This window comes from Nocardia sp. NPDC055165 (assembly GCF_053606985.1).
The window spans coordinates 253,989-278,396 of record NZ_JBSGSS010000004.1 but is presented as its reverse complement, the minus strand read 5'-3'; the positions used below and the strand labels follow the sequence as shown (position 1 = coordinate 278,396).

Sequence of the window (24,408 nt, the reverse complement as noted above, 5' to 3'; positions counted from 1 at the left end):
GAACTCGCGCCCGCGCGAGATACTGGGGCGGTGCAGACTCCGGCCGTCGGACGGCATGAGGAGATCGCCCGCCTGCGCGCCGCGGTGGTGGCCGCGGCCTCGGGTGCGGGCCGATTCGTGCTGGTCAGCGGCACAGCGGGGATCGGCAAATCGTGGTTGGCCGAGCAGGTCGGCTCGCTGGCCGCCGAGGCGGGATTGCGGGTTGCCCGTGGCAGCGCCCTCGACGACGCGGGGATGCCGCCGCTGTGGCCGTGGCGCCGGGCCGCGCGCGAGCTCCCCGAACTGGCCGCCGCCCTCGACACCGTCACCGAACCCGGTGGCGGGCCCGCCGCCCAGCGCTTCCGGATGTTCACCGAGGTCGCCGATGTCCTCGTCGCGGCCGCCGCGCCGTCGGGTTTGCTGCTGGTGCTCGAGGATCTGCACTGGTCCGATCCCACGTCGCTGGCGCTGCTCACCCACGTGGCGACCGAAACGCCGCGCACCAAGGTGCTCATCGTCGGCACCGCTCGCGAACCGATGGGCGAAACCCTGCTCGCCGACCAGCCCGCCTGGCTGCGCCTACCCCACTTCCAATCCCTGTCCGTACCAGGTCTTTCCGAACACGAGGTCCGCTACTGGCTCGAACAGCGCGGCCTCACTTCGGATCTCGCGCACCGCGTGCACGAACGCACCGGCGGCACTCCCCTGCTGGTCCGCCTGGTCATCGATGCCGACATGGGCGCCGGCGACGACCCGCTCCTGTCGGTCCCCGGAATCCGCCGCCTGATCCTCGCCCAGCTCGACCGTATCGACCCCACCCATATCGAGGTTCTCGGTGCCGCGAGCGTGCTCGGTGAACGCATCGATACCGAATTGCTGGCGCAGGTCTACGGATCGGTGCTGCCGTCGGAGCCCGTTCCGGTCTCCGATCCGGTGGCGAAGGCGCTCGATGCGGCAACCGCGGCCGGTATCGTCCGTCGTTTCGCCGACGACACTACGGGTTTCACGCACGCTGTGGTGCGCGATGCCGTGTACGCCGACCTCGCCCCTTCGCGGCGAGCGGCCTGTCACCGCGCGGCCGCCGAGGTGCTGAGTGGGCGAGGTGGTCCGGATTCGGCGGTGGCAGGGGCGATCGCGACCCACTGGCGGCAGGCGAGCGGCTGTGCGGACTCCCCGTCCGGTCGCCATTGGTCCCGTCGGGCCGCGCGATCGGCCCGCGCGAGTGCCGCCTACGCCGAGGCGATCCGATTCGGGCAGTGGGCCATCGATGCCGCGGGCGGCACCGCCTCCGATGCCGAGCGCGCCGAGCTGCTGATCGAGCTGGCGCGCGACGAGTTCGCCGCCGGTTGGGTGGCCACCAGCCTCGACCACTGTGTCGAGGCGGGCGCGTCGGCCGAACGAGCAGACCGCCCCGACCTGCTCGCGGAAGCAGGCTTGGTGGTGCAGGGCGTCACCACCCCGACCGTGATGACGCAACTGGATGCCCTCTGCGGCAAGGCATTACGCCTGCTCGAAACCGACAAGCATCCCGACCTCGTCGCCCGCATCCTCGCCCAGCGTGCCCTGTCGGCCGCCGACCGCGGCGCGGGCGCGCGGGCCAGGGAACTCTCCGACCGGGCCATGCGCGCCGCCGAACGGTCCACCGATCCCGACGTCGTCCTCGACGCGATCCACGCCCGCCATCTCTCGCTTGCGGCCGTGGACTTCCTGGCGGAGCGAACGGTGCTCGCGGCGAGGGCAATCGAGATCGCGGCCGACGCCGAGCAGCCGCTGGCACAACTCTGGGGATACGTGTGGACAGCTGACGCATCCCTGCAACGCGGCGACCTGCCTGCCTTCGACAACGCCCTCGACCACATCGAACTCCTCGCCGACCGCCGCCGCCTCCCGCTCGCCCGCTGGCACCTGTTGCGCCTGCGGGCCACCCGCGCGGCCCTGGTCGGCGACTTCCCCGCCGCCCTGGCATCCGACACCGCCGCCCACGAACTGGCGGTCGGCATCGGCGACTACTCCCTCGCCGGCCTGCACCATGCCTTCCGTGGCATGTATGCCGTGATCGTCGGTCACATCGACCGCGACGAGCTCACCGCGGCGCTGGCTTCGCTGGCCTTCGCCCCGAAGATCACGATCGCCCAGCTGTTCGCCCCGATGCTGCACGCGATGGCAGGCGATCTCGAGGAGGCGAAAGCCCTGTTCGCGCCGTTCCGCCTGCTGCCCGACACCCTCGAGATCGGCCCGCGCTGGTCCGGCACGGTGTATTCGGTGGGCATCGTGGCCGAATTCCTGGACGACGCCGAGACGGCCGACCGTGTCTTTCGGGCCTTGCAGGGCCGCGAACACCACTACGCCGCAGACGGCACGGGCGCGCTCATCTGTGTGGGTTCGATCGCCCGCATCCGCGCCGACAACGCCCGCCTCGCAGGCCATCTCGACGCCGCCGTCGGCCTCTACCAGCAGGGCCTGACGATGGACGCCGCGATCGGGGCGCGCCCCTTCGTCGCCCTCGGCCACCTCGGCCTGGCCCGCACCCTCTTCGCCCGCGGCGACCTCCCCGCCGCCCGCGAAGCCGCCGACCGGGCCGCCGCCGCCTTCCGCCGCCTCGACATGCCACACCGTCTGCGCGCGGCCGACACCCTGCTCGCCGACATCACCACGGCCACCCGCACCGCCGACCCACTGACCCGCCGCGAACGCGAAGTGCACGGCCTCGTCGCCACCGGCCTCACCAATCGGGAAATCGCGACCCACCTGGTCCTTTCCGAGCGCACGGTGGAAACCCACGTCCGCAACATCCTCGCCAAACTCGCCGTCACCAACCGCACCGAGCTCACCCGCGGTCCCCACTGACCGAACCCCGGCCGCTGCGTTCTCGGCGGAGTCGAGCGCGAAGAACTGCGCCGCCAGCCAACGGAGATCCAGTTACAGTGACCCAGCGGATGGTCAGCGTTTTGGGAGGGAACCCCGGTGGAGCAGGTATTCCAGGTCGACTTGCGGGGCATCGTCGACCTGCTCAGCCATCACCTGTACGGCAGCCCACGGGTCTACGTCCGCGAGTTGCTGCAGAACGCGGTCGACGCCATCACCGCCCGCCACGCCCTCGACCCACAGGCTCGCGCGCAGGTCAGGATCGAGACGCCCGCCTGCACCGGGGACGGCACCATCCGTGTCCATGACAGCGGTGTCGGCCTGACCGAGGCCGAGGTGCACACCTTCCTCGCCACGATCGGCCGCAGCGGCAAGCGCGACGACCTCGGCTTCGCCCGGCACGAGTTCCTCGGCCAGTTCGGTATCGGCCTGCTGTCGTGCTTCCTGGTCGCGGACGAGGCCGAGGTTCTCACCCGGTCCGCGCGCGGCGGCCCGACCGTGCGCTGGACCGGTTTCGCCGACGGCCGCTACCGCGTCGAGCCCGCCGCGCGGGAACGCGACGAACCCGGCACCACCGTGATCCTCGCGCCGCGCCGCGGCGCCGAGCAGTGGCTCACTCCGACGACCGTCGTCGAGCTGGCGCGGCTGTTCGGTAGCCTGCTGCCGTTCGAGGTCACCGTCGACGGTGAGCCGATCACCGAGCCCGAAGTTCCTTGGCGCGCAACCCACCCCACTCCTTCGGATCGCACGAACGCGCTCGCCGCGTACGCCGAGGACACCTTCGGCTTCACCCCGTTCGCCACCTTCGATCTCGCGTGCGCCGAATCCGGCGTCAGCGGTGTGGCTTTCGTGCTCCCGCAGCCGGTCAACCCGGCGGCGAAGGCCGGACACCGCGTGTATCTGAAGCGAATGCTGTTGGCGGAGAGCGTCACCGGCCTGCTGCCCGACTGGGCCTTCTTCGTCCGCTGCGTGGTCGACACCACCGAGCTGCGCCCCACCGCGAGCCGCGAAGCCCTCTACGAGGACGACCTGCTGGAGAGCACGAGGGAAGCGCTCGGCGGCCGGATCAGGGACTGGCTGGTGGAACTGTCCACCTCCGATCCGTCCGCGCTGCACCGCTTCCTGCGTATTCACGATCTCGGTGTGAAGGCCCTCGCCCTGCACGACGACGACATGTTGCGCCTGGTCGACCGCTGGTTGCCGGTGGAGACCAACGCGGGCCAGATCCCGCTCGCCGAATTCCGCCGCCGCTTCGGCGAGGTCCGCTACACCCCGTCGGTGGAGGAGTTCCGGCAGCTGGCCGCGGTGGCGAGTGCCGCGGGCATCGGCTTGGTGAACGGCGGCTACTCCTATATCACCGACATTCTCGAGCGCTTGCCCGCGATCGATCCCGAGATCCGGGTGCGCCGTTTGGATCCCGCCGAACTGGCCACCCATTTCGACCTCGTCGATCCGGCGACGGAGCTGGCGCTTCGGCCCTTCCTGACCACCGCCCAGCGGGTGCTCGATCGCCTCGAATGCGAAGTGGTATTGCGCACTTTCGATCCGCCGTCGCTGGCGGCGCTGTATCTGCTCGACCGCGATGCCCAGCATCGCGCCGAACTGCGCGCCACCCGCGAGGTCGCCGACGAACTGTGGGCCGATGTTCTGGGTGCTTTCGATACCGACCAGGCGGGCGACCGTCCGCAGCTCGTGCTCAACTACCGGAATCCGCTGGTACGCCGCATCACCGGGCTCGCCGATGCCCGTTTGGTCACCACGGCGGTCGAGGCGCTCTACAGTCAGGCGCTGCTGCTGGGCCAGCATCCGATGCGGCCGGTCGACACCGCGCTGCTGAACAAATCATTCGTCGGGTTGCTCGACTGGGCGGTTCACGATCCCCGGGGAGAGCTCTGATGTCCGACGCCAACACCCCCGACGACCTGCAACGGCTGCTGTTCCAGGCCTACGACATGCCCTACGGTGACGCCAAAGACGCACTGCTGGAACAGGTGCTGCGGCACGCGGAGGCGGGCGCGCACACCGAGCTCGCGTTCCACGTTCGCATGGCGATGGTCGACGCGTACGGCCACGGGATGAGCCCGGCCAAACTGTTCGTCCCGTTCGCCCGCTGCCTGGCCGAATACGATCGCGACCCCGGCGCCCACGAGTCGTGGGTGGCGCCGTCGCTGCGGTGGAAGTTCAAGACCGCGGTGGGCGCGATGACGAAATTCCCCGAGGTACCGATGGATCGGGCGCTGGCCGCCCTCGATCAGATGGAACGCCGCTATCGGGTCGAGGGTCAGAGCCTGAACGCGGTGTACGGCCGCAGGCATCGGGTGGCGGTCCACATCGGCGACCTCGACGCGGCCGCCGAGTGGTACGAAAGGTGGTGCACCACACCGCGTGACGAGAACTCCGATTGTGAAGGCTGTGACCCCACCAACCGGGTCGCCTGGCTGGCGAGCCAGGGCCGCGACATCGAAGCCGTCGAGCTGGCCGCTCCGGTCCTCGCCGGCGAACTCGGCTGTTCGGAGCAACCGCAGCTCATTCTGACCGAACTGCTGCTGCCCTACCTGCGCACCGGCCAGCTCGACGAGGCGCGCAGCGCGCACCGCCGCTCCTACCGCCTGCTGCGCACCAAGCCGCAGGACCTCGCCGCGATCGGCGACCACCTCGAGTTCTGCGCGCTGTCGGGCAATCAGGTGCGCGGCTTGGAACTGCTCGACCGCCATTTCTCCTGGCTCGATCGCGCGCCGAGCCCGAAGGACGCGCTGGCCTTCCTGACCTGCGCGGCGCTGCTCCTGCGCACCCTCGTCGATGCGGGCAACGGTGATACGTTGCTCTGCCGCCCGGCCGCCGCCGATCGTCCCGCCGCCGAATCCACCGTGCGCGCAATGCACGTGGAGCTCACCGACGAGGCACTGGCCATCGCCGCTCGCTTCGATCACCGCAACGGGACCGATCACCAGACGGCATCGGTCCACCAGAAGCTGGCGAGCCGCCCGATCGTCGACTACCTGCCGCTGTCCGCGGCCGCCGCGCACCGGGTGCCGGTCGAGCGGGTTCCGGCGGCTGCGGCGGTCGAGATCCCCGAGCTCACCACCCTCGAACTGATCGAACGCGCGGAACAGGCGACCACGCAGCACGCCCCCGCCGAAATACGGGCCCTGGCGCAGCGGTTGGCGGCCGAGCCGGAGCCGGGCGATCCGAGTCTGGCCGGGCGACGCGCCTCCGTGCTGGCCGGCGCAGCCTTGCAGACGACCGATCACGATCACGCCGAATCACTGTTACGCCGGGCGGCAGCGTATTTCGCCGCGACCGGCGAGCAAGATCGCCGTCAATCCGACCTGGGTCGGCTCGGCCTGCTCCTCAGTAGGCACGGCGACGTGGCGGAAGCTGTCGGGCTGCTGCGGAATTCCCTGTCGCACCTGGCGAGTTCGCCGGAACCGCAGACGAGAGCGGCTGCGACGCTGAGGCTTTCCGGCGGCATGTTCGCACTGTTCGATCGCGGCGAGCTGTCCGAGGAGGACGCCGCCGAGCTACCCGCGTTGCTCGACCGGGCCGCGGCCGATGCCGCCGAGGCCGGCGAGGACATCCTGCTCGGTAATGTCGCCCGGCACCGAATGTATCTGCACCAGAACAACACTGAACTCGCCGACGCGGTAGTGGCTGGACAGGAAGCCGTCGCGGCGTATCGCCGGGCCGGTCAGGCGTGGCGGGTCGCCGATGTGGCCCAGTACCTTTCCGGAATCCACCTCGACGCGGGCGATTCGGTCGCGGCGCTGGAAATGATCGATGAGGCGGTTCGGCTGGTCGACGCCGACCTCCCCGACAGCGTGCGCCTCATCGTGCACGCCCGGCGCGGTGCCCTGCTCATCCACCTGAACAGGCACGAGGAGGCAGTCAGCGAGCTGTTGACCGCCATCGCGATCGGTATCGCGGCGGGTAGTCCGCAGGTGCCGTACGCGCAATGGGATCTGGCTGTCGCCTACCGCGCCGTCGGCCAGTTGCTCGACGCCGCCGACCAGGCCGAAGAGGCGATCGCCGGGCTGGAGCGCGCCGGGGCCCTCGAGCAGGCCAGGACCTGCCGCTTCCTGCTGGTCGATCTGCATCGCCGGCTGGACGAGGACGAACCGGCACTCACCGTCCTCGACGAGATCATCGAATTCGACCGCGCCACCGGCAATCTCGGCGGCGAATCCCATGCCCTCGTCGAGACCGCCGATCTGCTCGACGTGCTCGATCGCGATGCCGAGGCCGCCGAGCGCTACGTACTGGCCGCCGAGGTCGCCGAGAGATTCGGTGATCCGGTGCGCGTCGCCTACTGCCGCTACAGCGCCGCGCTGTCGCTGCACTGGACCGGCGACTACGCCGCCGCGATCACGGCCATCGCGGCCTCCGACGAAGCGATCGCGAAGCTCGCCACCGCCCACCCGGACACCGAACTGCTCACCTGGCACACGGCCCGGCACAACCACAACGCCGCCCGGATCCTGCGTCGCGCGCAACGCCCCGACGACGCCCTCCCGCGCGCAGACGCCGCCGCCGCGGGTTTCCGCGCCATCGACGCAGGCGACCAGGCCACCCGTTCCGACTACGAGCGCGCCGTACTCCTGATCGAGCTGAACCGCCCCACCGAAGCCGAGAAGATCCTCACCGAGGCCGTCGCGGAATTGGCCGACGACCACGCGGCCAAGCCGATGCTGTCGGAACTGCTGGCCGACACCCGAGCCCAGCTCGCCTGACGCGCACCTGATGCGAAGGAACCACCCGCGATGCAACCGCTCGACCCGAACGATCCTCGGCGGATCGGCGACTACCGACTGCTGGGCGTGCTGGGTGCCGGGGGCATGGGCAAGGTGTATCTGGGCCGGAACCCGGGCGGGCGCACGGTCGCCGTGAAGGTGATCCGCCCGGATCTGATCGATGCGGAGTTCCGTGCGAGGTTCCGTCGTGAGGTCGCGGCGGCTCAGCGCGTCGGCGGGGCCTACACCGCGCCGGTGCTCGACGCCGATGTCGATGCGCGGGCGCCGTGGCTGGCCACCGGCTATGTCGCCGGGATCTCGTTGACCGACGCGGTCAACCGGTTCGGGCCGTTCGCCGAGCCCGCGCTGCCGGCGTTGGCACACGGGCTCGCCGAAGCGCTCGTGGCGGTGCACGCGGCAGGCATCGTGCACCGCGACCTGAAGCCGTCGAACGTGATGCTCGCGATCGACGGCCCCAAGGTGATCGATTTCGGCATTGCCAGGGTGATCGCGGATTCCGCCCTCACTACCACCGGAAAGTTTCTCGGCTCACCGGGTTTCATGTGTCCCGAGCAGGTGAGCGGCGAAACCCTCAGTCCCGCCTGCGATGTCTTCGCCCTCGGCGGCGTCCTCACCTTCGCCGCCGCGGGTCACGGCCCCTTCGGTACGGCCGAGGTGATGCAGATGCTCTGGCGCATCGTGTACGAGGAACCCCGTCTCGAGGCTCTTCCTTCCGCCCTGCGACCGCTCGTCTCGTCCTGCTTGGCCAAAGACCCCGCTGCCAGACCGACCCCGGAACAAGTCCTTTCGGAACTGGCCCACCTCGGCACTGCCGAACGAACCGATTGGCTGCCGCCACAAGTAGTCGCGCACATCAGTACCAGCGCCGTCCGGCTACTCGACCTGGATTTCGATCCTGCCGACCCATCCGGCGCATCGCCGCTCGATGCCGCCGCGACTTCCGCACCAGGCTGGTCGACCGGCACTTCGGTACCGAACCTGTCGGCCGCGAACCCCGCGCAGGTGTCTCCGACCGGCTCCTCGAGACCGCACGGACCGACCGTCACCAGCGGATCGCCGCCGACTCCCTATGGAGAGCCCGGCGAATTCACCCCGCCGCCCTTTGTGGTCGCGCACAATTCCGTCGACACGTTCACCGGTCGCCCGCCGCCCGCGCCGGCACGTGCCACCGCGTCGCGACGAACCCGGACTCTGTTGATCGCCGCGTCCGCGACGGTGGCGGTGGCGGTCGCGGGTGGCGCCTATCTGATCGGGACCCAACTGAATGCCGGGTCCACCGGCGGCACCGGATCGAGCACCTCCGCCGCCTCGACCTCCGTCGCCTCGACCTCCGTCGCTTCGAGCTCGACCGAGACCGCACCCAGCTCGACCGCCACCGGATCGGGCACGGACTCCGTCCCGGCCGAGTTCGTCGGCACCTGGAAGGGCCGTGCCGCCGACGGCCCGGTTCAGTTCGACATCGAACTCACCATCGCCGCCGGTGCGGTCGGTCAGGAACTCGCGACCTCGGCCAACACCGGCGCCCTCTCCCGCGACCGCTGCGGCCGTGCGGAAACCCTCACCGAGGCCACCGCGCAGCGCCTCACCTTCCGGGCCAGGCTCACCGCCGGTAGCGGATGCTTCGACGAGGGCGCTACCTCGACGGTCACTCTGCAACCCGACGGCTCGCTGGCCTATCGAACCCCTGGTGTCCTCGGCGGCACCATCGCCGGCACCCTGCGGAAGGGCTGACAATGCGCTCCGACCGAACTGGAACAGGTTGCTACCGGATAGCCCGCGATGCCCTCGGCGCAGGTGCACCCGGTCGTTCGTCCAGTAGCAAACCTCTACGTGAAACGCGGTGTCGCGCCGCTGACGGGCAGCGCCGTCAATCCATACCCGCAGGTAGCGTCGGTCTCGCAAACTCTGCCGTTGCGATCTGGGTCACTAATATGTCAAACTCTCGCCCACACTGTGAAGCCAGTCGGTCTCACAATGTCTGGAAAGGGAGTCGATTGAGCGGGCGGCAGGTGAGCAAGGTTGCCACCGTCCCGAAGGCTGCCTTGATGTCAGTCGAACGTGACCAGTGCCAGAGCGGCGCCGGTGAGCAGATCGACCAGCTCGTCGACGGGCGGACGCGACTCGCGCAGCAACCATTCGTGCGCCACGCCGGTGACCGCGCCGGTGATCAGCGCGGTGGTCAGCTCGGCGTCACCGCGCAGGCGCACCCCCACCCGCTCCAGTGCGCCCGCGATCAGTGCCGACCAGGCGTGCCTGCGGGTCCGGCGATGGGTCTCCATCCGATCGCTCACCCCGACCACCTCGATCACCGCCACCTGCGCGCGATACGGGTCGGAGCCGAGCGACTCCAGGTACGCGCCGAAACCGGCCCGCAACGCGAGCTTCGGATCGGTGGAACCGAGCGCGACCAGCGCGGCGCCCACCGCGGCCGCCGCGTCGTCCTGGATCCGGTCGTAGGCCGCTACCAGCACGTCTTCGCGGGTCTCGAACTCTTCGTAGAACTGCCGCTTGGACAGCCCGGCCGCCGCGCACACCTCGGCGAGCGAGCACGTGGCGTACCCGCGTTCCGCGAAAATTCGCGTCGCTGCTTCCAGGAATCGCAGTCGTCGTTCGGCTTTTCGCGCGACGACCGTACGACCCCCATACCGCCTGTCCGCTGTAGTCACCTCTCCAAAGTATCTGAAACCCGGGATAACACTGACCTTTCCGGGTCGCTTCATCTATCCACCGAACAAAGGACGGCCGACCAGTGCTGAGCACCCGAGCATCGCGGACCGCATTGTCCGCCCTCGTACTAGCGGCGGGTGCGGCACTCGTGGCACCCACGCCCACGATGGCTGCCCCGCAGTCCGCCGCGACGCAGCCGAGCGTCCCCGCCATCGCCGAGAACGTCCCCTCCGGGACACTCGCGGCGCTGGCTCCGACGATCGTAGGCGCGATTTCGGCCCCCGGCCCCATCGCCGACGGCGGACAGGCCGCGATCCTGGCCCAGGCTCGCGTGCTGCTGGCCACGCCCGGCATCCCGGCGCAGGTCAAGGCCACCCTCGAAAAGGTCATCACCTTCCTCGACGGCAGTGGCGGCGGCGGTCCCGAATTGCCGCCTTCGGACGGTCCGCGCATCGCGCAGTTCCTCTACCCGACCATCGGCAAGGGCTGCATCGGCCCGACGTCGGATTCCGTCGGCACCGCGCTGGCGGTCCCCGGCCCGGCGACACTGCCGCCGCCCGGACCGGCCGCGGGCCAGACCGGCTTCGTCTTCACCGCGCTCGGCACGAAGACCGCCACGGTCGTGCAGAATCCGCCGATGACGGTGCAGTGGGTCAACCTCGACAACCGTCGCACCGGTACCCAGCCGCTCACCACCGAGGCGGGCATCAACGCCGACGGCCCGGCCACTCTCACCGCTATCGCCGACACCGGTCCCGGCCGGGTCGCGGCAGTGATCACCGGTTCGCTCACCACGGCCACCGCCGATGGTGACCGCACCTGCTCGTTCGCCCCGACCCTCGGTTTCTTCTCCGTCGGCTGAGTCTCGCACCACGCAATTGGAGTTCGATCTATGAAGTTTGTCGTCCCCGGCCTGGTCAGCGGCCTGGCCGGCGCGGTCATCGGGGTGATTGCCGTACTCGGCATCACCGCGGGCGCGCAACAGAATTCGATCCCCGCGCCCGAGGAGTCCGGTGACCCGGGCTCGTCGCTGCTCGGCAACGTGCAGTACGGCTCGCGATGAGCAACGTACGCAGGCTCATCGCCTGCATCCTCGTCGGTCTCGGCGCGCTGCTGCTCGCGGCCGCGGTCATGATTCCCACCTACACGGTCGGCAAGGTCGCCAAGACCCCGCTCGACCTGCGCATCACCACGGTCGCCAAGAGCGTGCCCGGCGAGGAAAGCCTCGTGCTGGACGCGAAGTCGCTCACCGCGACCGAGGGCGCTGCCAAGGTGAACACCAATGTGCCGCTCGTTTCGCAGCGCTTCCTGACGGTCGAGGAGCCCTCGGACGCCGACGAGATGACCGTCCAGGCCGGCCAGACCCTGCGTCGCGACGACCAGGACCCCAAGGACGGCCTGCTCACCGCCTCGGTCGACCGCGTCACCATCGACCGCGTCACCGGCGCGCCGATCGACGCCTCGCCCAACGGTTCGATCGCCGTGGCTCAGGACCCCAAGTCGGGCGCCGCGATCCCCACCGAGTCGCAGCGGCGCGGCCTGCAGTACCGCTTCCCGATCGGCACCGAGAAGAAGTCGTACCCGTACTTCGACCTCAACGCCCGCGCCACCTACGACATCGATTTCATCGACGAGTCGGAGATCAACGGCGTGCCGGTCTACCACTTCCGGCAGACCATCCCGGTGACGAACATGTGGGACGTCGTCAAGCACCCGTCCCATCAGCTCGCCCTGCCCGCCGCCAAGTGGGGCCTCGAGGGCACCGAGCCGGTCACCATGACGCGCTTCTACACCAACACCCGCGACGTGTGGGTGGAGCCGAGGACCGGCGCGGTTCTCAAGGGTGGCGAGAACCTCCACATGTACTACGGCCGTAGCGCCGGGCAGGTGGACGTCAACATCCTGAAGTCGCACCTCGTCTTCGACGAAGAGACCATCGAAGCCCAGATGGCCGTCACCCAGGAGAGCCTCGACAAGCTCGACCTGTACGGCAAGACCCTGCCGATCATCCTGGGCATCCTCGCCGCCATCTTCCTCATCGGCGGCGCGGTCCTCGGATTCCTGAGCTCGGGCTCCACCGCGGGCCGTCCGTTCGATCCCCCGACCGAGCGGATTCGTTCCTCGAACCTGTAAGCCACCTGTCCACAACTCGGCCTCCCCCGGTCCTCAACCCGGGGGAGGCCGAGCTGTTTTGTGGGCAGGTTTGCCCAGTGCGACCGCGCGGCAATCGGATTCAGGGTCGCGGTAACTGCCGAACTCGAGCCGCCTCGCGGGTGAGATGGTCGCGCTCGAGAACTGTGGTGGCCGCGCGGGCCGCTGCGGCGTACAGGGTCGCGGCCTCTTCGAGTTCGCCCGCTCGTTCGAGTAGGTAGGCCCGGGATGCGCTGTGGCGCGGTAGTTCCGGGTCGAGATCCGCGAGGGCGGCCAGCCCTGCTCGGGGGCCGTCGGCCTCACCGACCGCGACCGCGCGATTCAGGCGCACCACCGGGCTGTCGGTGAGAAGCAGTAGTTCGTCGTACCACTCCACGATCTGTATCCAGTCCGTTTCGGCGGTGCTCGGGGCGTCCGCGTGCAGGGCCGCGATCGCGGCTTGGGCCTGGTATTCGCCCAGGCGGTCACGGGCCAGTGCGGCTTGCAGGATCGTCACGCCCTCGGCGATAAGGTGTGTGTCCCACCGGGATCGGTCCTGTGCGGCCAGCGGAATCAAGCGCCCGCCCTCGATACGCGACGCACGGCGTGCGTGGTGCAGCAGCATCAGCGCGAGCAGCCCCGAGACCTCGGGTTCGCCGGTCGAGGCGGCGAGCTGACGGGTGAGGCGGATGGCTTCGGCGGCCAGATCGATGTCGCCGCTGTAGCCCTCGTTGAAGACGAGGTAGAGCACCCGCAGCACCGTTGCCGGATCGCTGGGACGGTCCAGCGGTAAGCCCGTGATCCGCTTCTTGGCCCGGCTGATCCGTTGCGCCATAGTCGATTCCGGAACCAGGTAGGCCGTCGCGATCTGCCGGGTCGTCAGGCCGCCGACCGCGCGCAAGGTCAGCGCGACGGCCGAGCCCGGCGACAGCGAGGGATGCGCGCACAGGAAATACAGCCACAGCGTGTCGTCCGTGGCGGGCACCGGACCGGCTTCGGGCTCGGCATCGACCGCGAATTCCCGCCCACGCCTGGACGTTTCGGCCCGTGTCGCATCGATGAACTTCCGCCAGGCGACGGCGACGAGCCAGCTCTTCGCGTCGCGCGGTGGATCGTCGGGCCAGGTTTCCAGCGCCCGGATCAGCGCCTCCTGCACCGCGTCCTCGGCCGCCGCGAACCCGGCCCCGCGGCGGACGAGGATCGCGATCACCGCGGGGACGAGTTCGCGCAGTAGCGCGTCGTTCATTCGGTCACCGTGGGCAACTCTGTGTAGAACGGCCGCAGTTCGAGCCATTCCTGCACCGGCTTCCCACCTGCGCCCGGTGCCGCCGACAGCTCCCCGGCGAGTTCGAGCGCCCGGTCATAGGTCTCGACATCGATGACCATCCACCCGGCGATCAGGTCCTTGGTCTCCGCGAACGGCCCGTCGGTGACCGGCGGGCGACCCTCGCCGTCCGAGCGGACCCACGTGCCCTGGGTGGACAGTGCCTGACCGTCGACGAACTCGCCGGTCGATCGCAATCGATCGGCGAAATCCACCATGTACTGCACATGCGCGGACACCTCGTCCGCCGTCCACTGATCCATCGGCGCGTCGTTGACCGATGCGGGCGCGCCACGGTAGTGCTTGAGCAGCAGGTACTTGGCCATGATGTTCTCCTCGGTTGGTGTTCTGTGTGGGTTGTACCCCTGGGACGGAGCCACCCACGCGTTCTCGACATCGGCGGCACAAGAATCCCGGCCGATTATTTTCGCCGTGAGTGAACGGCGCCACCTGCAGGAACAAACCGCCGGGGGTCCATGTTGAGTCAGCAAAGCTCAACTTTGGAAGGGTCGACATGACTTCAGCTCAGAACCTGCCGGTGCTGTTCCTGACCGATCCGATCGTGCTGCCGGGCATGGTCGTGCCCATCGAACTGGACGAATCCGCGCAGGCCGCCATCGACGCCGCCCAGGCGGCCAAAACTGGTTCGGTGCTGGTCGCGCCGCGCCTCGACGAGGGCTACGCGTCCTACGGCGTCGTCGCCACCATCGAACAGGTCGGCCGGATGCGCGGCGGCGCGCCCGCGGCCGTGTTGAAGGCCGAGCGCCGCGCCCGGATCGGGCACGGTGTCACCGGGCCGGGAGCCGCGCTGTGGGTGGAGGCCGAACTCGTCGAGGCGGTCGAGCCCGACGAGCGGACCACCGAGCTCGCCGCCGAGTACAAGAAGCTGGTCGTCGCCGTGCTGCAGCGGCGTGAGGCCTGGCAGATCATCGACATCGTCAACCAGCTCGACGACGTAGAGGCCATCGCCGACACCGCGGGCTACGCGCCGTACCTGTCCGACGACCAGAAGCGCGAACTGCTCGAGACCCCCGATGTAGCGGTGCGGCTGACCAAGCAGATCGACTGGATCAAGGACCACATCGCCGAGGTGGAGGTCACCGACAAGATCTCCGAAGACGTCCGCGACGGCATGGAGAAGAGTCAGCGCGAGTTCCTGCTGCGTCAGCAGCTCAACGCCATCCGCAAGGAACTCGGCGAGGACGAACCCGACGGCGCCGACGATTACCGCACTCGCGTGGAGAACGCGGACCTGCCCGAGAACGTGCGCGCGGAGGCGCTGCGCGAGGTCGGCCGGTTGGAGCGCGCCAGCGACCAGAGCCCGGAATCCGGCTGGATCCGTACCTGGCTCGACACCGTGCTCGATCTGCCGTGGACGGTGAAAACCGAGGACAGCACCGATGTCTCGGCCGCGCGAGCGGTGCTCGACGCCGATCACCACGGCCTCGACGAGGTGAAGGACCGGATGGTCGAGTACCTGGCGGTGCGTTCGCGGCGGGCCGCGCGCGGTCTCGAGGTCGTGGGCGGACGCGGGTCCGGCGCGGTGCTCGTGCTGGTGGGTCCCCCCGGTGTCGGTAAGACCTCGCTGGGTGAATCGGTCGCCAAGGCGCTGGGCCGCAAGTTCGTTCGCGTCGCCCTCGGCGGCGTGCGCGACGAGGCCGAGATCCGTGGCCACCGCCGCACCTACGTCGGCGCGCTGCCGGGCCGGATCGTGCGTGCGGTGAAGGAGGCGGGTTCGATGAATCCCGTTGTCCTGCTGGACGAGATCGACAAGGTCGGCTCCGACTTCCGTGGTGATCCGGCGGCGGCCCTGCTCGAGGTCCTCGACCCCGCGCAGAACCACACCTTCCGCGACCACTACCTGGACCTGGACCTCGACCTGTCGAATGTCCTGTTCATCGCGACCGCCAACGTCATGGACACCATCCCCGGTCCCCTGCTGGACCGTATGGAGCTCATCACCGTCGACGGTTACACCGAGGCCGACAAGGTGGCGATCGCGCGCGACTTCCTGGTTCCCCGCCAGCTGGAGCGCAACGCGCTGACCGCGGAAGAAGTGTCGATCACCGACGCGGCCCTGCGCGAGATCGCGGCGAACTACACCCGGGAGGCGGGCGTGCGTCAAATGGAGCGCCTGGTGGCAAAAGCCTTGCGCAAGGCGGCAACTCGCCTGGTCACAGGCGACCCCGCGAGCGTCGGCGACGCTGCCGTGGACGCCCCGCTCGTCGACAAGGGCGCGCTGGGCGAGGGCGCGGTGCTCGGGTACGACCCCGAACTCGGCTACGACAACGTCATCGACATCGCGGCCGGTCCGCAGCCGGTCGGTCAGGTGACGAGCCTGGTGGTCGACCTCGACAACCTCACCGACTACCTCGGGCGTCCCCGCTTCACCCCGGACTCGATGGAGCGCACCTCCGTCCCGGGCGTGGCGACCGGCCTCGCGGTGACCGGTGCGGGCGGCGATGTCCTCTACATCGAGGCCAACGGCGCCGAGGGCGAGCGTTCGCTCACCCTCACCGGCCAGCTCGGTGACGTGATGAAGGAATCGGCTCAGATCGCCCTCACCTACGTCCGCTCGCACCTGGAGGAAATCGGTATCGAGCCGAAGGTCCTCGACCGCAACATCCACATCCACTTCCCCGCGGGTGCGGTCCCCAAGGACGGCCCTTCGGCGGGCGTCACCATGGTCACCGCCCTGGTGTCGCTGGCCCTCGGTCGCCCGGTCCGCGGCGATGTGGGGATGACCGGCGAGGTCACCCTGAACGGCAGTGTCCTGCCGATCGGCGGCGTGAAGCAGAAGCTGCTCGCCGCCCAGCGAGCCGGCCTGAAGACCGTCTTCATCCCGGCCCGCAACGAACCGGACCTGGACGAAGTCCCGGCGGAAGTACTGGCCGCCCTGAACGTCCGCCCCGTCGCCGACGTGGCAGACATCCTGGCCTACGCGATCGAGCCGATCGCCGAACCCGCCGCCGACGGCAAGACCTTCGCCGTCAGCGCCTGATCCCCGCTGTCAACGGGCCGTGCACAGCTGTGTACGGCCCGTTGACGTGTCCGGCTAGCGGCTGACGGTCGGCGGCAGCATCGGGCCCGCGACGGTGACTACGGCGAGTTGGTCGGTGTCGTAGTTGTCCTGGTCGTCGAGGTCGTCGAGATCGTCGTCGTCGAAACCGTCCGCATCTTCCTCGGTGGTGGGGGCGAGGTCCTTCTCGACGCGGCGGGTGGTGCCCTGGGCGACCGCGCAGAGGACAGGTTCCTCGCCCTCGGTCTCGGCGTAGACGTCGCAGTGGGTGACGGCCTGGCGGCGGGTGGCGCCAAGGACGGTGGCGTGCACGCGCAGGCGCTCGCCCTGGGCAGGGCGCAGGTAGGTGATGGTGAAGCCGCCGGTGAGGACGTTGGGGCCCAGGACGGTACCCGCGGCGAAGGTGAGGGCGTTGTCGGCGGCGTAGGCGAGCACCCCGCCGTGCACGAAGCCGAACTGCTGGCCGTGTTCTGGCTGGATGTCGATGATGAGAGTGGCTGCGCCCTCACCGAATTCGGTGAGCTCGGTGCCGACCAGACGGGCGAACGGCTGCGCGGCTAGTACCTGGCGCGCCAGGTCGAGGTCGAGGGTGGAAGCTTCGGTCGGCATCGGGTGTTCCGTTCTTCGAGTTGCGTGGCCCTGCATGGTGACTATTCGGTGCCGTCGGCCCGCAGTGTCGCCCACGCGGCGGCGGCGAGCTCGGGGGCGACATCGGTTGGCGCGGTACGGATATTGCCACCAAGCCATTGGCGGGAGTATTCCTGTGCCGCACCGAGCCACAGCGCGTAGACAAGATCGAGTTCCAGGTCACGCACCGCGCCGTATCCCGCGTGCGTGCGCCACCACCGCCGGACGGCCGTGAGGAACTCCACATTGCGCTCGCTCTCCCGGGCCCCGGGCGGCCGCGAACCCGTGAGAACCGTTGCGCGATATTGATATTCGTGCACCCAGTGCAGGTGCGCGCGCACCCCGGCCTCGACGCCGGTCCGCGCGTCGGGACTGTCGGCGACGGCATTCCAGAAGTGTTGCTGGTAGTCGGTGAGCGCGGCCACCCAGACCTGCCGATAGAGGTCGGACTTGTCCGGAAAGTGGTGGTACAGCGCGCCGACGCTGGCATCGGCGGCGGCGCGGATATCGCTCAGCGTGGCATCGAGCACGCCGTGTTCGGCGAACTGCCGCTCCGCGGCGAGCAACAACCGATCTCGCATCTCCATATACAGAATTTAGTTCTGTCCGGCTGACGTGGCAAGAGCCGATCTGTCGGTGCGATGCGGTAAGACGGAACTGTGCCCCGGTGGCTCCTGCATGTGGATCTCGACCAGTTCCAGGCGGCGGTGGAATTCCGGCGTCGCCCTGAGCTGCGCGGCCGGCCGGTGATCGTCGGCGGCGAGGGCGATCCCGCGCAGCCCCGCAAGGTCGTGACCTGCGCGTCTTATCCCGCGCGGGCCTACGGCGTACGTGCGGGGATGGCGTTGAGAATGGCGCAGCGCAAGTGCCCCGAGGGCGTTTTCCTGCCGGTCGACATGGCCGCCTACGAGGTGGCCTCCGAAGAGATCATGGCGACGCTGGGCCGGGTGGCCGGCGCGGTCGAGGTGTGGGGGATGGACGAGGCGTTCGTCGCCACCGACGGCGATCCGTGGCAGCTGGCCGCCGAAATCCGCACCGCCATCATCGAACTCGGCCTCACGTCCGCGGTCGGCATCGGCGACAACAAGCTCACCGCGAAGCTCGCCACCGGTTTCGCCAAGTCCACCGGCAAGACCTCCGCCGAACCCGAGCACGACCCCGGCGCCGCCACCGGCATCTTCGAGCTCACCGCCGCCAACTGGACCGAACTCATGGGCCACCGCCCCACCGACGCGCTCTGGGGCGTCGGTGCCCGCATCGCCCACCGCCTGGCCGACCTCGACATCACCACGGTCGCCGATCTCATGTCCGCCGACCGCGCGCGTCTGGCCGCCGAGTTCGGCCCGAGCACCGGCCCCTACCTGTGGGTCCTCGGCCACGGCAAAGGCGACACCGAACTCTCGACCACCCCACGAATCCCCGTGGGCCGCAGCAAGTCCGAGACCTTCCCGCACGACCTCACCGATCCCGGCGAAATCCGCCGCGAGGTCGCCCGCATCGCCACCGAGGTCGCCGAGGAGATGCGCGAACACCACCGCGTCAGCACCCGGGTCTCGGTCACCGTCCGCACGAAAACCTTCTATACCCGCAGCAAACAGCAAAAACTCCCCACCCCCACCGACGACATCACCACCATCACCGACACCGCCCTGGCGATCATCGACCGCTTCGACCTGGACCGCCCGATCCGACTCCTCGGCGTCCGCCTGGAACTCCTCCCGCCCTGACGTGGGTCCTCCCCCGCGGTCTCGCGAACTCGTATGCTCGGGCAATGGAGTTTTCTGCGATGGTGGCCCGTGAATCCGATGGTGGGATCGTTCTCGCTCGTGAAACGGTGGGAGACGACTTCCTCGGTAGCGGCGAGGTGACGATCAAGGTTCATTACTCGAGCGCGAACTACAAAGATCTGCTGGCGATCACGCCGCGCGGTGGGGTGGTGCGCAACTATCCGATCGTGCCGGGCATCGACCTCACCGGTGAGGTGATCGCCTCGGAGATCGATGACTTCTCCCCCGGCGACCAGGTCATCGCCCATGGCTACGACCTGGGCGTTTCGCGCAACGGTGGCTTTGCCGAATACACCAAGGTGCCTGCCGAATGGGTGGTGAAGCTCGACGGCCTCGACACCCGCGACGCCGCCACCATCGGCACCGCGGGCTTCACCGCCGCCCTGAGCGTGCAGGCCCTGCTCGACCACGGCCTGACCCCCGACGACGGCGCCGTCCTGGTCACCGGCGCGACCGGCGGTGTCGGCACCGTGGCCATCGACATCCTCTCCGGCCTCGGCTTCGAGGTGATCGCTTCCACCGGCAAGACCGACGCGAACGACCTGCTGGCCGAGCTCGGCGCCAACGAGGTCATCGGCCGGCTGCCCCTCGACCCCGATGCCAAGCCGCGCCCGCTCAACAAGGCCAACTGGGCGTCGGCGGTGGACAGCGTCGGCGGCGCGTCGCTGGCCCACGTCCTCAGCGCCATCGGTTACGGCGGGGCGGTAGCGGCCAGCGGCCTCACCGGCGGCGCCGAGCTTCCCACCACCGTGCTCCCGTTCATCCTGCGCGGCGTCAGCCTGCTCGGCATCGACTCGGTCCAGCTCCCGATCGAGAAGCGCCGCGCACTGTGGACAGCACTGGGCAAACAGCTTCGCCCCCAGCATCTGTCGACGATCGAGTCCTTCACGCCGATCACCGAGGTCGGCACCGTCCTGCAGTCGATCAAGGACGGCACCCACTCCGGGCGCACCGTGATCGGCGTGGCCAACGAGTTCTGAGCCCGCCAGAAATTCGCCACACGACGACGTTACGGAGATTGTAATACTGTAACGGGCATGATGCTCCGCCCAGACGGCACCACGATCACCGACGAGTCCGCGATCGCGCTGGCCGCGTCCATTCGCGCCCGCGAGGTCAGCGTCCGCGCGGTGATCGATGCCCACATCGCCGTGCTGGAACGTTTCGCGCCCGCCACGAACGCCGTGGTGGTGGACTGCTACGACACCGCGCGGGCACAGGCCGACGCCGCCGACGCCCACCTCGCGACCGGGCCGGAGTACCTGCCGCCGCTGTTCGGCGTCCCGATCACCGTCAAGGAGTCCTTGGCGGTCGCGGGCCTGCCCAACACGGCGGGCGTCGTGGCTCGGCGGCACCTGCGGCCCACCGCGAATGCCACGGTGGTGCAACGAGTTCTGGACGCGGGTGCGATCGTGCTCGGGCTGACCAACACCGCCGAGGGGTGCATGTGGCTCGAGTCGACGAACCGGGTCTACGGGCGAACCAGCAACGTGCACGACCGGACACGGACGGCGGGCGGGTCATCGGGCGGTGAGGGCGCCGCCGTCGGCAGCGGCGGCTCCCCGCTCGGCCTGGCCACCGATACCCTCGGCTCGATCCGGGTGCCCGCCTTCTGCAACGGCGTCTTCGGGCACCGCCCGTCGACCGGCCTGCTCCCGACCACCGGTGCGTGGCCACCACCGTTCGGCGTGGCCGCCCTGTGCTCCAACGGGGTCATCGCCCGCCGTGCGGCCGATCTCATGCCGCTGCTGCGGATCATGGCCGGTCCCGACGGGACCGATCCCCTGGTCCGCGCGGCCACCCTCGGCGATCCGGCGACCACCTCGATGCGGGGTGTGCCCGTCGTGCTGCTCGACGGAACCTTCGCCCCCGGCTTCGGCCGTGAGGTACTGGCCGCGCGCGACCGCGCCGCCGCCGCGCTCACCGAGGCGGGCGCCGAGGTCATCCGGGTACCGATGCGTTCGCTGCGGACGATCGGGCTCTTCGCCACGATCGTGCTGGCCGAGGAGACCGGGATCAGCTTCGCCGAGATCATGCGCGGCGAGGGCGCCGACATCCTCGCGCCGCGACAACTCACCGCCCTGCGCGGCGACCACACCCTCGCCACCCGCCTCCTCGCGCTCGGCGAGCTGATCGCGGCCCGGCTACCCACCCGGGTGGCCCGGCGCATCACCGCCGCCGCACACCGCACTGCCGCCGAGATCACCGAGATCATCGGTGACGGATTGCTCCTGCATCCGACCCTGAGCACGGTCGCGCCCCGTCACGGCCGCACCACCGGCCGCCTGTGGCGCACGAACACGGTCGCACCGTTCAGCCTCGCCGGGCTCCCCGTCACCCAGGTGCCGCTCGGCCGCGGCACCCACGGTCTGCCACTCGGGGTACAGGTGGTCGCGGGACCCAACCGCGATCACCTCTCGATCGCCGCGGCCCTCACTCTCGAGAAGGCGTTCGGCGGCTGGGTCCGCCCGCGGGGCTGACCACTCCCCCTCCGGGTGTGGTCACGTGCTCGGGAGCAACGCCATCGTCGCGCGGTATCGACGGCTCGGCCGGAAAGGACGCCGGGAACAGTTCGCCGGCGGGACGGCGTAGGTAGTCGCGCTCGGTGTAGGCCGCCCGCATCCGGTCGAACAGTGACTGCGCCCGCCGGGTCATCGCAGGCAGGTCGATGCCGGGAATTACCCCGTCGCGCAGAGTGATCCGCCCGGCGACCATGGAGAAATCCGCCGCGCGCCCGGTGCTGTTCATGCACAGGGTGCGAATCGGATCGTCGAGGACGCCGTCGCGCGGGTCGTCGAGGCGGAAGGCGACCAGGTCGGCGGTCGCCCCCACCGCGATCGTGCCCAGGTCCGGTCGGTGCAGCGCTTCGGCACCGCCGAGCGTCGCCGCCGAGACGTAGTCGCCGTAGGTGGCCGCGTCGAGCCGCGATGCCAGCACCTTGGCCAGGGTGACGCCGATGTCGATGCCGCGCACCAGGTCCGGCGGAAAAGAGTCGGTGCCGAGGGCGATGCGCACGCCCGCTGCCCGGTACCGATCGAAGCTGTCGAGCGCCGATCCGTGTCTGGCCGAGGTGAGCGGGCAGTGCACGATCGATGCTCCCGACGCCGCGAGCGTGCCGAGATCGTCATCGGTATCGGCATCTACGTGCGGGTTCGAGTCGATGTAGATCCCGTGGGGGATGAGCAGATTCGGCCCGAGGAGACCGGTCCGCTCGAGCACGGCCAGCGGTGACATACCGAACCGCTCGATCACGAACGCGCGTTCGTGCAGCCCTTGGAGCGCGTGCAGGCGGACCAGCGCGCCGGTCGCCGCGGCCAGCGCGGCGGTCCGGTGCAGCAGATCCTCGGACAGCGTCTCGATCCGGCACGGGAGCAGCGTCCCGTGGACCAGATCGGTGTCCTGCGCCGAGGCCCACTCCAGGAACCGCGCCGCACCCTCGAACCCGTCGAGCCCGAGTTCTTCGTTCCAGTAGATGGACCGCGAGCCGTCGTCGTCGACCACGTTGACCCCGGATCGGTACGCGGGCCCGAGGTACACCCGCAGGCCCAGACGTTGTGCGGATTCGGCCATCGCCACGGCGTCGGAGTAGGTCTCCGCCCAATCGCTGTGTACCTCCGACGCGATCGGCATCGCCGTCGTCACCCCGTGCAGCAGCAGCTGGACGAACCCGTACTCACGGATGAACGCCCGCTCCTCGGCGTCGAACACCGCGCGCCGCCGCTGTGTGGCGTACTCGCGCGACCATTGCAAACCGAGGCCGAGCTCGCGCGACTGCCACGAATCCAGGATCGTGTGGTCGATGTCGGTGAGCGCGTCGAGGTCGATGAGCCCGGGCATCAAGATCGCGTCCCCGAGCTCGATCACCTCGTCGACGGTCTCCAGACCGCGCGGACCGGCGGCGACGATGCGCGAATCCTCCACCACCACTTCGCCATCGGTGAGCAACACGTGGCCGCCGACGATCCCCGACGCGAGCACATGGCGTGCTCGAATACCGCGCCGCATCTCAGCTCCTCCCCCTGCCCCAACGACCGGGAATCTCGAATCCCTCCAGTGCCGTATCGACGGAAACCACACTGCCCCGGTGGATTACAGTGCGCTCGGCCGGGCGGTCCATCACAGCCGAAGTCGGGCTGGCCGCGTCGACGAGGAAGAACTCGGCCGGATCACCGACCTCGAAACCTGGATGTGGCTCGCTCCGGCCGAGCGGGCGCAGACTCCGGTCGAGCACGCTCGCTCCACCCCAACTGGCCACGGCGAGAGCGTGTTCCACGTGCTCGTCGGATCCGAACCCGTTGACGAACGCGAGTTGCCAGGCGCGGTCGAGCATGTCGCCGTTGCCGTAGGGCGACCAGTAGTCCCGCTGACCGTCCATCCCGACCCCGACGCGCACACCGGCCGCGGCCAGGTCGAGCAACGGCAACGCCCAACCCTGCGCGCCCGCCGCGTGGGTGAGGGCGATGTCGAGCTCCGCCAGCTGCTCGATCGCCGCAGGCACAGCGGGCAGCCCACCGGCCAGGCATCGGGCATGGGAGATGGTCGCCAGACCGGTCATCCCGAGCGCCCGCACCCGTTCGATGATCAGCGACAGGGTGAACAGCCCCAGCTCACCCGCTTCGTGCAGGTGGATGTCGACGCCGACCTGATGCTTGTCGGCCAGCCCGAACACCGCGTCGAGATGTCGCACCGGATCGCGGTCGAGTTCGCACGGATCCATCCCGCCGACCAGGTCGGCCCCGGCCGACAGTGCCGCGTCCATGAGGTCGACGACGCCGGGCTCGAGCAGGATTCCGACCTGCGGGAACGCTACGATCTCCACGTCGCACACGTCGTCGTAGCGTTCCCGCGCCGCGAGTTCGCCTTCGAGCTTGGTGAGCCCGGAATCGGCGTCCACCTGGGCGTGACTGCGAATCCTGGTGGCCCCGTTGGCCACTGCCACCGCGAGGGTGAACGAGGCACGTTCGGCCACGGAACGTTCCGCCGACCGCCAGTGCTCGCGATCGTTCATGATCCGGCCCCACCGTCCCGGCATCCCGGTCTGGGCACGGAACGGCAGCCCGAGCCTGCTCGAGTCGAGATGCAGGTGCACATCCGACAGTGCGGGCAGGATCAACCGGCCCGCGCCGTCGACGAGCTCGCCGGCGGGCACCGGCGGACCGGTGGCCGCGGATACCGCGGCCACCGTGCCGTTCTCGATCAGCAGGTCCACCGGCGGGCCGCCCCAGGGGCGAACGTCGGTGATCAACAGCGAATCACCCACGC

17 protein-coding genes and 1 pseudogene are annotated in these 24,408 nt (G+C 69.5%); 11 read left to right on the top strand and 7 right to left on the bottom strand.

What is annotated here, in order from left to right; all coding sequences use genetic code 11:
* Nucleotides 1-30 precede the first annotated feature (30 nt).
* From ACWFRF_RS10670 to ACWFRF_RS10655, 4 genes are all read left to right on the top strand, one after another.
* A complete protein-coding gene (locus tag ACWFRF_RS10670; protein ID WP_452449710.1) occupies nt 31-2,826 on the top strand; it encodes an AAA family ATPase in 2,796 nt (931 codons plus the stop codon).
* A 117-nt stretch (nt 2,827-2,943) separates the two neighbouring features.
* Nucleotides 2,944-4,740, top strand: coding sequence for an HSP90 family protein (locus ACWFRF_RS10665; protein WP_452449709.1), 1,797 nt, complete (start codon nt 2,944-2,946; stop codon nt 4,738-4,740).
* A complete protein-coding gene (locus tag ACWFRF_RS10660; RefSeq protein ID WP_452449707.1) occupies nt 4,740-7,571 on the top strand; it encodes a hypothetical protein in 2,832 nt (943 codons plus the stop codon). The genes ACWFRF_RS10665 and ACWFRF_RS10660 overlap by 1 nt, the downstream gene beginning before the upstream one ends.
* A gap of 30 nt (nt 7,572-7,601) precedes the next feature.
* Nucleotides 7,602-9,323 carry a protein kinase domain-containing protein gene (locus tag ACWFRF_RS10655; protein WP_452449705.1) on the top strand — a complete coding sequence of 574 codons (1,722 nt, stop codon included), beginning with the start codon at nt 7,602-7,604 and terminating at the stop codon, nt 9,321-9,323.
* A gap of 317 nt (nt 9,324-9,640) precedes the next feature.
* On the opposite strand, the gene ACWFRF_RS10650 is transcribed toward ACWFRF_RS10655, so the two are convergent.
* Nucleotides 9,641-10,258 carry a TetR/AcrR family transcriptional regulator gene (locus ACWFRF_RS10650; protein ID WP_379313236.1) on the bottom strand — a complete coding sequence of 206 codons (618 nt, stop codon included), beginning with the start codon at nt 10,256-10,258 and terminating at the stop codon, nt 9,641-9,643.
* Between the two features lie 83 nt (nt 10,259-10,341).
* On the opposite strand from ACWFRF_RS10650, the gene ACWFRF_RS10645 reads away from it, so the two are divergent.
* Genes ACWFRF_RS10645 through ACWFRF_RS10635 form a run of 3 tightly spaced genes read left to right on the top strand, consistent with a single transcriptional unit; the run spans nt 10,342 to nt 12,392 of the window.
* A complete protein-coding gene (locus tag ACWFRF_RS10645) occupies nt 10,342-11,121 on the top strand; it encodes an Rv1157c family protein (RefSeq protein WP_378989314.1) in 780 nt (259 codons plus the stop codon).
* 30 nt (nt 11,122-11,151) lie between these two features.
* Nucleotides 11,152-11,322: a DUF2613 domain-containing protein gene (locus ACWFRF_RS10640; RefSeq protein ID WP_082844323.1), complete on the top strand. Its 171-nt coding sequence runs from the start codon at nt 11,152-11,154 to the stop codon at nt 11,320-11,322.
* Nucleotides 11,319-12,392: a DUF3068 domain-containing protein gene (locus ACWFRF_RS10635; protein ID WP_378989313.1), complete on the top strand. Its 1,074-nt coding sequence runs from the start codon at nt 11,319-11,321 to the stop codon at nt 12,390-12,392. Before ACWFRF_RS10640 ends, ACWFRF_RS10635 begins: the two co-directional genes overlap by 4 nt.
* A 100-nt stretch (nt 12,393-12,492) precedes the next feature.
* Here ACWFRF_RS10635 and ACWFRF_RS10630 read toward each other — a convergent pair whose 3' ends face one another.
* Together ACWFRF_RS10630 and ACWFRF_RS10625 are read right to left on the bottom strand one after the other, a co-directional pair.
* Entirely contained in the window at nt 12,493-13,635 is a 1,143-nt protein-coding gene (locus ACWFRF_RS10630; protein WP_452449701.1) for an RNA polymerase sigma factor, read from the bottom strand.
* Complete coding sequence (locus ACWFRF_RS10625; RefSeq protein WP_378989311.1) at nt 13,632-14,039, bottom strand: YciI family protein; 408 nt, start codon at nt 14,037-14,039, stop codon at nt 13,632-13,634. Before ACWFRF_RS10625 ends, ACWFRF_RS10630 begins: the two co-directional genes overlap by 4 nt.
* 188 nt (nt 14,040-14,227) lie before the next feature.
* On the opposite strand from ACWFRF_RS10625, the gene lon reads away from it, so the two are divergent.
* Nucleotides 14,228-16,714 (top strand): endopeptidase La, encoded by a 2,487-nt coding sequence (lon, locus tag ACWFRF_RS10620; RefSeq protein WP_378989310.1) that lies wholly within the window; start codon nt 14,228-14,230, stop codon nt 16,712-16,714.
* A 219-nt stretch (nt 16,715-16,933) separates the two neighbouring features.
* On the opposite strand, the pseudogene ACWFRF_RS10615 reads toward lon, so the two are convergent.
* Nucleotides 16,934-17,341 (bottom strand): annotated as a pseudogene (locus ACWFRF_RS10615) (PaaI family thioesterase); the annotation flags it as partial.
* A 41-nt stretch (nt 17,342-17,382) separates the two neighbouring features.
* Nucleotides 17,383-17,946, bottom strand: a complete 564-nt coding sequence (locus tag ACWFRF_RS10610) for a TetR/AcrR family transcriptional regulator (protein WP_452449700.1) — start codon at nt 17,944-17,946, stop codon at nt 17,383-17,385.
* Nucleotides 17,947-18,018: 72 nt separating this feature from the next.
* On the opposite strand from ACWFRF_RS10610, the gene ACWFRF_RS10605 reads away from it, so the two are divergent.
* The 3 genes from ACWFRF_RS10605 to ACWFRF_RS10595 are packed head-to-tail and all read left to right on the top strand — an operon-like array spanning nt 18,019 to nt 21,626.
* Nucleotides 18,019-19,086: a DNA polymerase IV gene (locus ACWFRF_RS10605; RefSeq protein WP_452449699.1), complete on the top strand. Its 1,068-nt coding sequence runs from the start codon at nt 18,019-18,021 to the stop codon at nt 19,084-19,086.
* Between the two features lie 44 nt (nt 19,087-19,130).
* A complete protein-coding gene (locus tag ACWFRF_RS10600; protein ID WP_452449697.1) occupies nt 19,131-20,126 on the top strand; it encodes an acrylyl-CoA reductase family protein in 996 nt (331 codons plus the stop codon).
* A 57-nt stretch (nt 20,127-20,183) separates the two neighbouring features.
* Nucleotides 20,184-21,626 carry an amidase gene (locus tag ACWFRF_RS10595; protein ID WP_452449695.1) on the top strand — a complete coding sequence of 481 codons (1,443 nt, stop codon included), beginning with the start codon at nt 20,184-20,186 and terminating at the stop codon, nt 21,624-21,626.
* Here the strand turns inward: ACWFRF_RS10595 and ACWFRF_RS10590 are convergent.
* On the bottom strand, nt 21,580-23,151 hold the full coding sequence (locus tag ACWFRF_RS10590) for a chlorohydrolase family protein (protein ID WP_452449693.1): 1,572 nt from the start codon (nt 23,149-23,151) through the stop codon (nt 21,580-21,582). The two genes, ACWFRF_RS10595 and ACWFRF_RS10590, sit on opposite strands and share 47 nt — an antisense overlap.
* 1 nt (nt 23,152) lies before the next feature.
* Nucleotides 23,153-24,406, bottom strand: a complete 1,254-nt coding sequence (locus tag ACWFRF_RS10585; protein ID WP_449966641.1) for an amidohydrolase family protein — start codon at nt 24,404-24,406, stop codon at nt 23,153-23,155.
* Nucleotides 24,407-24,408: the final 2 nt, after the last annotated feature.